The sequence below is a fragment of the Caballeronia sp. M23-90 genome (genome assembly GCF_053574605.1).
In genome coordinates, this window is record NZ_JBSIPA010000243.1 from 1 (window position 1) to 9,768 (window position 9,768).

General features: G+C 60.6%; 7 protein-coding genes and 2 pseudogenes. 4 read left to right on the top strand and 5 right to left on the bottom strand.

The window, feature by feature from the left end:
- The 5 genes and pseudogenes from ACRXB1_RS21665 to ACRXB1_RS21685 all read right to left on the bottom strand — a co-directional run.
- A pseudogene (locus tag ACRXB1_RS21665) lies at window positions 1-174 on the bottom strand (MGH1-like glycoside hydrolase domain-containing protein); the annotation flags it as partial.
- A 47-nt stretch (window positions 175-221) separates the two neighbouring features.
- Window positions 222-1,241 (bottom strand): annotated as a pseudogene (locus ACRXB1_RS21670) (MMPL family transporter); the annotation flags it as partial.
- Window positions 1,242-1,640: 399 nt separating this feature from the next.
- Window positions 1,641-2,324, bottom strand: a complete 684-nt coding sequence (locus ACRXB1_RS21675) for a Fe2+-dependent dioxygenase (RefSeq protein WP_449493168.1) — start codon at window positions 2,322-2,324, stop codon at window positions 1,641-1,643.
- Between the two features lie 37 nt (window positions 2,325-2,361).
- Window positions 2,362-4,590 carry a TonB-dependent siderophore receptor gene (locus ACRXB1_RS21680; RefSeq protein ID WP_174365112.1) on the bottom strand — a complete coding sequence of 743 codons (2,229 nt, stop codon included), beginning with the start codon at window positions 4,588-4,590 and terminating at the stop codon, window positions 2,362-2,364.
- Window positions 4,591-4,926: 336 nt separating this feature from the next.
- Window positions 4,927-5,640 carry a TetR/AcrR family transcriptional regulator gene (locus ACRXB1_RS21685; RefSeq protein ID WP_449493169.1) on the bottom strand — a complete coding sequence of 238 codons (714 nt, stop codon included), beginning with the start codon at window positions 5,638-5,640 and terminating at the stop codon, window positions 4,927-4,929.
- A gap of 141 nt (window positions 5,641-5,781) precedes the next feature.
- On the opposite strand from ACRXB1_RS21685, the gene ACRXB1_RS21690 reads away from it, so the two are divergent.
- The 4 genes from ACRXB1_RS21690 to ACRXB1_RS21705 all read left to right on the top strand — a co-directional run bounded on the left by ACRXB1_RS21690 (window position 5,782) and on the right by ACRXB1_RS21705 (window position 9,593).
- A complete protein-coding gene (locus ACRXB1_RS21690) occupies window positions 5,782-6,678 on the top strand; it encodes an SDR family oxidoreductase (RefSeq protein WP_449493170.1) in 897 nt (298 codons plus the stop codon).
- 23 nt (window positions 6,679-6,701) lie between these two features.
- On the top strand, window positions 6,702-8,339 hold the full coding sequence (locus tag ACRXB1_RS21695) for an acyl-CoA synthetase (RefSeq protein WP_174363270.1): 1,638 nt from the start codon (window positions 6,702-6,704) through the stop codon (window positions 8,337-8,339).
- Between the two features lie 72 nt (window positions 8,340-8,411).
- The gene (locus ACRXB1_RS21700) at window positions 8,412-8,840 is read left to right on the top strand and encodes a DUF4174 domain-containing protein (protein WP_174363271.1); all 429 of its coding nucleotides are present in this window, start codon (window positions 8,412-8,414) and stop codon (window positions 8,838-8,840) included.
- A gap of 126 nt (window positions 8,841-8,966) precedes the next feature.
- On the top strand, window positions 8,967-9,593 hold the full coding sequence (locus ACRXB1_RS21705; RefSeq protein ID WP_062171733.1) for an MlaC/ttg2D family ABC transporter substrate-binding protein: 627 nt from the start codon (window positions 8,967-8,969) through the stop codon (window positions 9,591-9,593).
- The last annotated feature ends 175 nt before the right edge of the window (window positions 9,594-9,768 follow it).

Here is a 9,768-nt window from a genome sequence, read left to right on the forward strand (position 1 = left end):
TCGGCCGTCGGCGTCCTTGCGGTTCACCCACCACGAGAAATTCAGCAGCAGCTTATGAAAGACCAGCTCGAGAAAATCGCGATCCGGCTTGCCGGTAATGGCACGGTCGATCTCATAGACGCGCCACATGGCCCACGCGTGGACCGGCGGATTGGCATCGCCAAACGCCCATTCCTGAAGCGTTCCTCGCGATACCGCACGCCGAACTGAATCCCGAAATCCACGCCGAGCCCGACGAACAGCACCATGAACGCGACCGAAATCAGGTTGAGCGCGTGGACCATCAGCAGGCCGAGCGCCGCCGTGATCGCGAGTCCGACGAACAACGTGATGAACACGGCGACAATCATCTTCCCCGAGCGCAACGCGAGCCAGAGGATCACCAGGACGACAATGAACGTCAGGATGCCGTTCAACACGGCGCCATCTTTCAGCGAAGCGAATTCTTCATCGGAAAGCGGTTGTTCGCCGGTGAGACGCACGACCGCCCCGTAATTCTCCGATAACTTCAGCGCGCTTGCGGTCGCGCGGATGGCGTTCGAACCGCTCGCGCCGGGCTCGAGCGCGTTGTAGTCGACCACTGGCTGGACCGTGACGAACGCGCGTGCGGGCTGGGTGGCGGAGGTATCGACGAGATTGCGCCAAGAGAACACGGCCGGCTGATTGGCGATGACTTTATCGAGCACGTCGGCGCTTTGTCCAAGCAGCTTCGACATCTGCCCGAGCGTCACCTGGCCGAGCTGCAGCGGGATATTCAGGCTGGTGTTGAGCGTGCCGGCGAGACCCGTCAGCGTGGGATCGTGGGCCAGCGCGTTGATCAGCGGACGCGCCTTGACGAGTTGCTGGGTGGTATCGGCGACTTTGTCGGTGGAGAGGTACAGCAGGCCGTTGTGCTCGAAGAAATCGCCGCCCGACGGTTGCGAGACGGCCGTGAACTGCTTCGTGTCCTTGGCTAACGCGGCGGCGAGCTCGTTGGCGGCGGCATCGGCGAATTCCGGCGCTTGCGCTTCGACCACCACGAGCACGGTGGAACCGCGCTCGGGGAAAGCTGCGTCGATGGCATGGCTGCGCGCCGCCCATTCGGGTTCCGTCTCGATGAGCTGGCTGATGTCGGTGCTGATCTTGAAGTGATGCAGCACGTAATAACCGCTGAAAACGGCGGCCAGCAGCGATAAAACGATAATCCACGCCGGCCGGCGGATGGACAAGGTGACAAGACGCGCAATGAGAGGCGTGAGCATGAAGACGGATGCCTCGAAGGGCTTTTTCGGTAATTCTTGTGGGACAAAGTGCGAAAGGCGCGTTTCAGGCGACTTTCGGCGACGGGTGAGTATACCGGTCGTAAGGAGCGGGCAGCAGGCAAGGGCGCCGTGCGAGTGATTTGCGCGCGTTTCCGAAAGATACAGTTAATGACAAAAAGCGGCGGCAGATTGTATTAACGTCCGGTTCCTGGAATAAATCGGAGGCACGATAGAACCGAAAAATGACGCGGCCGTTTCCTGCAAGCAGATCGAAACCACGCGGGAAGGCTGGGCTGAAGCGAGCAAGGACATTGCAGAAGCAGGAGACGATGCGCTTTTAGTTGGCGAATTTGCCAATTCCAGCGATGCGGAGCTTTCCTGGTCGAGCCGCGGACTCAATCAGGTCTCGCTCCAAAGCCTCAACAAGTTGTGATAACACCCCACGAGCGTGCGCCGGGCGGCATCGTCGGCGTTTTCGGCGTTGAGCCTTTGAATTGCCGTATCCATATCGAATAGCAGGCTGCGCCGGGTGTCGTCGCGAACCAGGCTTTGCGCCCAGAAGAAACTCGCGACCCGCATTCCCCGCGTCACCGGCCGGACCTGATGCAAGCTCGTCGCCGGATAAACAATCGCATATCCCGCCGGCAACTTCACTTCCTGCACGCCATAGGTATCTTCGATAACCAGTTCCCCACCGTCGTATTCGTCGGGTGGCGTGAGAAACACGGTTATCGATACATCCGTGCGCACTCGCGTCCCATGCCCCGGCACGAGCCGGATGGCGCCATCGACATGACTGCCGAAGTGCATCCCGCCCTCGTACCGGTTAAATAGCGGCGGATACACCTTGTTCGGCAGCACTGCGCTGATAAACAGCGGATGCCGCTCGAGCGACGCGATGATCGCGTCGCCCAGTTCGAACGCAATCGGCGCTTCCTGCGCGATCTGCTGGTTGCGCTTGACCGGCGCGCCCTGGTAGCCGGCTGTCGCGCGCCCGTCCACCCAGGCGTCCGATGCATCGAGCCGCTGGTGCATCGCGGCGGCGTCCTCGGGACTGAGGACGTTGGGTATGGAAAGAATCATGATTTTTATACAGCGCCGCCGCGCCTGACCAATAAGTTCAATAGAACCGGTAGTTTAGCGTTGCCAGGAACGTGCGGCCGTAACCCGGCACTGCGCGGCCGCCGTCCGACGGAATCAGCGCATCGTAGTAATGCTTGTTGGTCAGGTTCTGCACGTTCAACTGGATGTCATAACGCTTCTGGTGATACGCGGCCATCGCGTCCCAGCGCGTGTACGCCGGCACCTGCACGAAGTTCGTGCTGGCCGCATACCGTGACGACGTGTACACCGGCCCGCCGCCAAACGTCCATTGCGGCGTGAGGTCGTAAGTCGTCCAGATGGTGATCATGTTGCGCGGCGTGTTGGCGAGCGTCTTGCCGTTCGTGTTGTCCAGCGCCTTCACGACCTCGCCGTCCATGTACGTGTAGCCGCCGAAGACCTGCCATTTGTTCGTGATGTGACCGGCCACGCCAAGTTGATAACCGCGCACACGCACGTCGCCGTCGAGTGTGTAGCTGCCGTCGGGCTGGGCCGTGCGGGCATTCGTTTTATCGATGTTGAAAAGCGACTGCGTCACCGACAAACCGCCGTTGAGCAAATCCCATTTCGAGCCGATTTCATACGATCGGTTCGATTCCGGCGGAATGTTCTGCTGGTTGTTGGTTAGCGTCAGCGCTTCGAGCGACGGGTTGAACGACGTGCCGTACGACACGTAGTACGACTGCCAGTCGGTCGGCTGGAAAATGATCCCGGCGCGCACGCTCGTAAAGAAGTTTGTCTGCGTGCCATACGACGGCGCATTGATCGTGTTCTTGATCGACGCCTCGTAACGGTCCCAGCGCACGCCGCCCACGACCTTCCAGTACTGGCCGATGGACACCGTATCGTTGGCATAAACGCCGATTCCGTTCGCGCTCGATTCCACCAGGTTGGTCGCGACTTCCTTCGTGTTGGCCGGACGCTCGGTGTATTGCGGGTTGAGCAGCGGCACGATCGCGATGGTGTTCGACGGCAAGCCCGGCGTGGTTGCGGTGAACGACTGGTTGCTGTAGGTCTCGTGGCTCAGGTCGACGCCCGCGATCACCTCATGCTTGAGGAAGCCGGTGTTGAACTTGTAGTCGATATCGGTCGTGTTGTAGACCGAGTGGTCGTTGATATTGCGGTCCTTGCCCTGCAATCTGACGAAAAGCGAAGACAGTGGCAGCGACGTGAAGTTGCCGTTTGCCAGCGCCGGCGATGTTCCGAGCGGCCCGGTCAGCACGGCCGCGGCATTTGTTGCGCGGGCTTCGGTGCTGTAGTGGCTGAACTGCGTCTGGTTGCGCAGCGTGAGGTCATCGCTGAAACGGTGTTTGAAACGCGCCGACACCGTCTGCACATCCTGCATCGTGCGGTCGCCTTCGAAGCCGTAGAACTGGCTTTTGCTGACCGGCGCCGGTGCGCCGTTGACCGGCGGAATGCCGTAATCCGGCTGGTCGCGGTTGTGCTGGATCAGCGCGGACAACGTGATTTCTGTCGGCGTGCCAATACCGAAAGTCGCCGTGGGCGCGAAGCCGTAGTCCTTGCTTTTCATTACATCGCGCGTCGAGCCCAGATCCTGGCCGAACGCATTGAGCCGGATGGCCGACGTGCTGGAAAGCGGCTGGTTGATGTCGAAAGTGCCCCTGTAGCGATCGTCCGTGCCGACCATCGCGGAGACGGATGCGTGCGCCTTGAGTCCGGCCTGCTTGCTCACCTGGTTGATCACGCCGCCCGTGGAACCGCGCCCGAAATAAAGCGATGACGGGCCGTACAGCACATCGATGGATTCGAGGTCGAACGTGTCCCGATAGTACTGGCCGCGATCGCGGAACCCATCCAGATAAATATCCGTACGAGCCGAGAACCCGCGCAAGTTGATGTTGTTGCCGATCTGACCGCCTTCCGCCGCGCCGATGGTCACGCCGGGCACGTTGCGAAGGGCATCGGAGAAAGACGTCGCGGCCTGGGATTGCAGCACGGACTTGGGGACGACCACGGCGGCCTGAGGAATGTCGCGTAATGCGGTGGGCACCTTGGCGCCGACGCTCGATTTTTCCGGTTGGAAATCATTCGACGTATCCGCTTGCCCGTTCACCTGGACCGGCGGCAACGTCGCGTTTTCTGCGGGCGCGGCCGCTTCGGGCTGCGCCGGGGCTGGCGTTTGAACCTGAGCGATCGGCGCGGTTTGCGCGTAGGCGTAAAGCGGTGCGGCAACGGGTACAGCCACGAAACTCATGATCGCGGCGGCAAGCGGTGTCTTCCTCAACATGGGCGTTCCCGATACTGGATGGTTAATGGCCGCGCATGACGCAAGCCGAAAATGGGGGGTCGCGATTACGCGCGACGCCGTTATGACGGGTTTGGAGCAGACAAGCGCCGACCGGCCGGCACCTCGCTTGAGCGATAGATGCAACCTAGGTTGTCGATTGTGTAAATGCGAATCGATATCATTACACAAGTAACAAAGGTTTTCAATTGAATAAAATGAACTTAACGAATGACAGACGCACCAAGGCCCGCGCTGATAAAAGCGCGGCTCTGGCTGAGGGATTCCGAGTAAACCGAGGGATTGGGCGTTAAATCTGCCGGCTCTGACGGCAGGGCGTCATTTTTTCGATGCAGACGCCTGATCATATAGCCGCAAGGCGGCGGCCATATCGCGCTGCAATTGTTCGAGCGCGGCCGCGTCAGGATTCGGCGGCTGAAGGCCTTGCCATAAGAGTTGTGCCAGGCGGTTCGAGGTCTCTTCTATATCGACCGTCTTCTTGCTGATCGCGTCCCAGAGGACGTGTTCCATCGGACCGTAGATGCTCGATCGCAACAGGCTGAGCGGCATGTCGCCACGAATATCGCCTGCAGCGACGCCATCCGCCAGCACCTGCATGAGCGGCGCAGTGTAACGGCGCTGGAGTTGCAGGATTTCACTGCCGAACGTGTCGTCTTTCGCGCGTCCCTCCGAGAGAATCAGCGCGCAGAGCCCCGGCCCGTCGATCATCAGCCGGTACAAATGCGTGCGGATCAGGAAGAACAGCTTTGCGCGCGTGCCCGTGACATGCGGCAACGTGGCTTCTATCTCCGCGATGATCTCGTCGTACCAGTCGCAGATCACGCGCACGCACAGATCGCGTTTGCCCGCGAAATACGTGAAGACCGTCGCCTCCGATACCCCCAGACGCCGCGCCATTTCGATCGTCGTGGCCGATAAATACCCGCGCTCCGAAAACACTTCCCGCGCGACGGCGAGGATGTCCTTGATGCGTTGCTCGGACTTGACGCTCGATGGCGCGCGCCGGGCAGGGAGGGCTTTAGGCTGGGTCATATCGATGCAAGATCTGGATGTAACTTGAGTCTAGCTCAAATTCTTACAGACCTTGAATGTCGGTATTAAAGGTATCTACCAACTTGACGCGTGCTCAGGATTTGAGTTTTACTCAACCTCACTTCTTCCGGCGAACCCGACATGGAATCCACGCATCGATACCGCTCCGTCTTCCGCCCCGGCCTCTTCGCCAACAAGGTCGTCATGGTCACCGGCGGCGGCAGCGGACTCGGCCGATGTACGGCGCATGAACTGGTATCGCTGGGTGCATCGGTGGTGCTGGTTGGACGAACGCTCGCAAAACTCGAAGCCGTTCGCGACGAGCTCGCGGCGGACTATCCGGAAAGCCCGGGACGCGTTGGCTGCCACGCCTGCGACATCCGCGACGAAACCAGCGTCAAGCAAGTCGTCGCGGCCGTGCTTGCCGAGTTCAAGCAGCTCGACGGCCTTTTCAATTGCGCGGGCGGCCAGTTCCCCGCGCCGCTCGAGAAGATTTCGCTGAACGGCTGGGACGCCGTCGTGCGCAACAACCTGCACGGCACCTTCCTGATGTCGCGCGAATGCTTTACGCAACACATGCGCGATCACGGCGGCGCGATCGTCAACATGCTCGCGGACATTTGGGGCGGCATGCCCGGCATGGGACATTCCGGCGCGGCGCGTGCGGGCGTGTGGAATTTCACCGAAACCGCTGCGTGCGAATGGGGCTACGCCGGCGTTCGCGTGAATGCGGTGGCGCCGGGATGGATTGCATCGGCGGGAATGGACAGCTACGACGAGCGGTATCGTGCGTTGCTGCGCGAACTCAAGCACAAGGTGCCACTGCAGCGATTTGGTACGGAATCCGAACTGGCTGCGGCGGCGGTATTTTTATTGTCGGAGGCGTCGGCTTTCATCAGCGGGTCGGTGATTCGCGTCGATGGCGGCGTGCCCAACGCGCGCCATTCGTGGCCATTGGCGGCGTCTGAGCGTACGCTTGCGTTCAACGGTTTTTCGCGATACCAGCCGCCTTCGGGCTTGCAACAAGCCGACGAGTAAAACTCAAAATCAAGGAAGAAACGATGCTTCCCGCAGCCGATTCATACGACGCCCTGAACGCGGCGTTCGAGTGGCAGGTGCCCGCGCAATACAACATTGGTGTGGACGTCTGCGATAAATGGGCCGACGGCTCGGGCCGTCTTGCGCTCATTTACGAAACGCGTGAAGGCGAGCAAACGCGTTTCACCTTCGACGAACTCAAGACACTGTCCAATCAATTCGCCAATGCGTTGATGCGCGCCGGGTTGAAACGTGGCGATCGCGTCGGGATCTTCCTGCCGCAATCGCCGGAGACGGCTATCGCGCATCTGGCGATCTACAAGGCGGGTTGCATCGCGGTGCCGTTGTTCGCGCTTTTCGGCGTGGATGCAATCCAGTATCGGCTCGCCGATAGCGGCGCCGCCGCGCTTATCACCGATCACGCGGGCTTCCAGAAACTCGAGCAGATCCGCGATACGCTGCCGGAGCTCAAGGCGGCGTATTACGCAGGTGGCGAGCACGACGAAAGTGCGCCGGAATACGCTCATATGTTCTGGGATACCTTGCGGGCGGAAACGGAAGCGTTCACGCCAGTCGATACTTCCTCCGATGACCCCGCCGCCATCATCTACACGTCCGGCACGACGGGAAAACCCAAGGGCGCATTGCTTGCTCACCGGGTGTTGCTCGGGCATTTGCCGGGCGTCGAGATGTCGCAAGGCCTTTTCCCGGCGAACGCGAAACTGATGTGGACGCCTGCGGACTGGGCGTGGATTGGCGGATTGTTCGATGTGTTGCTGCCGGCGTGGCATCACGGCGTTGCGGTTTTGGCGCGGCGTTTCGAAAAGTTCGATGGCCCCGCCGCCTTCGACCTGATGGCGCGCCACGGCGTCACGCATACGTTCCTGCCGCCGACCGCGCTCAAGATGATGCGCTCGGTCGCTCGTCCCGAGCAGTGGAAGCTTTCCCTGCGCGCGGTGGCGAGTGGCGGCGAATCGCTTGGGGAGGAGCTGATCGCGTGGGGTCGGGCGGCGCTCGGCGTGACCATCAACGAGTTCTACGGGCAGACGGAATGCAACGTGGTGGTGTCGTCGTGCTCGACGTTGTTCGAGCCACGGCCGGGCGCTATCGGACGCAGTGCGCCCGGACATCGCGTGACAATCGTCGACGATAACGGCACGGAACTCGCGCCCGGCACGCCTGGCAATATCGCGATCAAATCGCCTGATCCGGTCATGTTCCTGCGCTACTGGAACAACGAGCCGGCCACACGCGATAAATTCCGCGGCCCGTTCCTGTTGACCGGCGATCTCGGTCTTTGCGATGCCGATGGTTTTATCCGCTTCGTCGGGCGCAATGACGACGTGATCACGAGCGCGGGATATCGGATCGGGCCGGCGCCTATCGAAGATTGTCTGTTGCGGCATCCGGCGGTGAGCATGGCGGCGGTCATCGGCGCGCCGGACGCCGCGCGCACGGAAATCGTGATGGCGTTCATTGTGCTGAACGGAGGTTTTATCGCTGACGAAACCCTCGTGCGCGAACTTCAGCAACATGTGAGGACGCGGCTCGCGGCGCATGAATATCCGCGCGAGATTCGTTTCGTCGATGCCTTGCCGATGACGCCAACCGGCAAAGTCATGCGCAAGGAATTGCGTTCTCAGTTGCCGTCGGGGACTTAGCGCGGCGACGTGGCTTGGCCTTCAGCACAGTTTCCTCGTGAGCCGTAATATGAAGCACAAGGAGGCGCTGCCATGAATCTTTCCCTGCTAGCACCCGTTTTCGCCGCGGCCGTGGCGAGCCAGCTCGGGTTCGCCGCAAGCTCTGTTTCCATCGATCAACACACGTGGCACGATCGTCTGCTCGTGATTTTCGCCGCCGATCCGCAATCGGCGCAGCTTGCCGCCCAGCGCGCGGCCATCGAGAAAACGGGCTCGGGATTCAAGGAGCGCGATCTGGCGCTGATCGAGGTGATCGGCGACTCGGTCAAAGGCGCGAGCGAAAATGCAAACGCGCTTCGACAGCGGTTCGGCGTAAAGCAGCACAGCTTTCGTGCGTTGCTGGTCGGCAAGGACGGCGGCGTGAAGATCGATTCGCCGAAGCCGATTTCGGCTAGCGAGTTGACATCGACTATCGACGCCATGCCGATGCGCCGCCAGGAAGCGGGCTCGAAACTTCCATGAACTGTCACCCGGGACGCCGGTCGATATACTGACGATGAATCGAGTCCAGGCTGATGCAACGATCGCCACGCAGGTGACGTTTGCTTTCGGCCGGACATTGCCCTCCAATCTCGAACTATCGGTCGTATGAAACGTTATTTGCCCGCTCGTTTTGCCCTTGTCGCCCTGGCTTTTTCGGCGGCGCTTTTCTCCAGCGCGTCGTTCGCGCAAACAAGTCCTGACGCGGTGGTGAAAAGCGCCGTGGAAGGGACAGTCAACGCGATGAAGGCTGACCCGCAAGCTCGCGGCGGCGATATGGCCAAGATCACGCAACTGGTCCAGACGCGTTTCGTGCCCGCCACCGACTTCCAGCGCACCACGCGGATTGCCGTCGGCAAGGCGTGGACCACGGCGACGCCTGAACAGCAGAAGCAGCTTTATGAACAATTCCAGACGCTGCTGGTACGCACGTACACGTCGTCGCTTTCGCAACTGCGCGATGAAGACGTCAAGTTCAAGTTCGATGCCCCCACGCTCGACGCCGGCGCCAAAGACGCTGTTGTTCAATCGCATGTGTATTCGACGGGTGGAGATAATCCGGTACGGTATCGGCTGGAAAAGACGCCCGATGGCTGGAAGATCTACGACATCGACATGATGGGCGCGTGGCTGATCCAGGTGTATCAGACGCAGTTTGCCGGCCAGTTGCAAAAGGGCGGCGTGGATGGCTTGATCAAGTTCCTGACCACGCACAACGCGCGCACGGCGGAATAAGGTCGATCGAAGTGGATTAGAAAAACGCAGCCTGCTTTCGCGGGCTGCGTTCCTAAGAAACTCACCTTCACGCTGGCGAGTCCTGAGGCTGTAGTGAATATCCAAATTGCGCCGCGCGGCGATGAAGCTGTTTGATGACACGGTCCCTGTACTGCTGTTCGTAATGATCCGCACC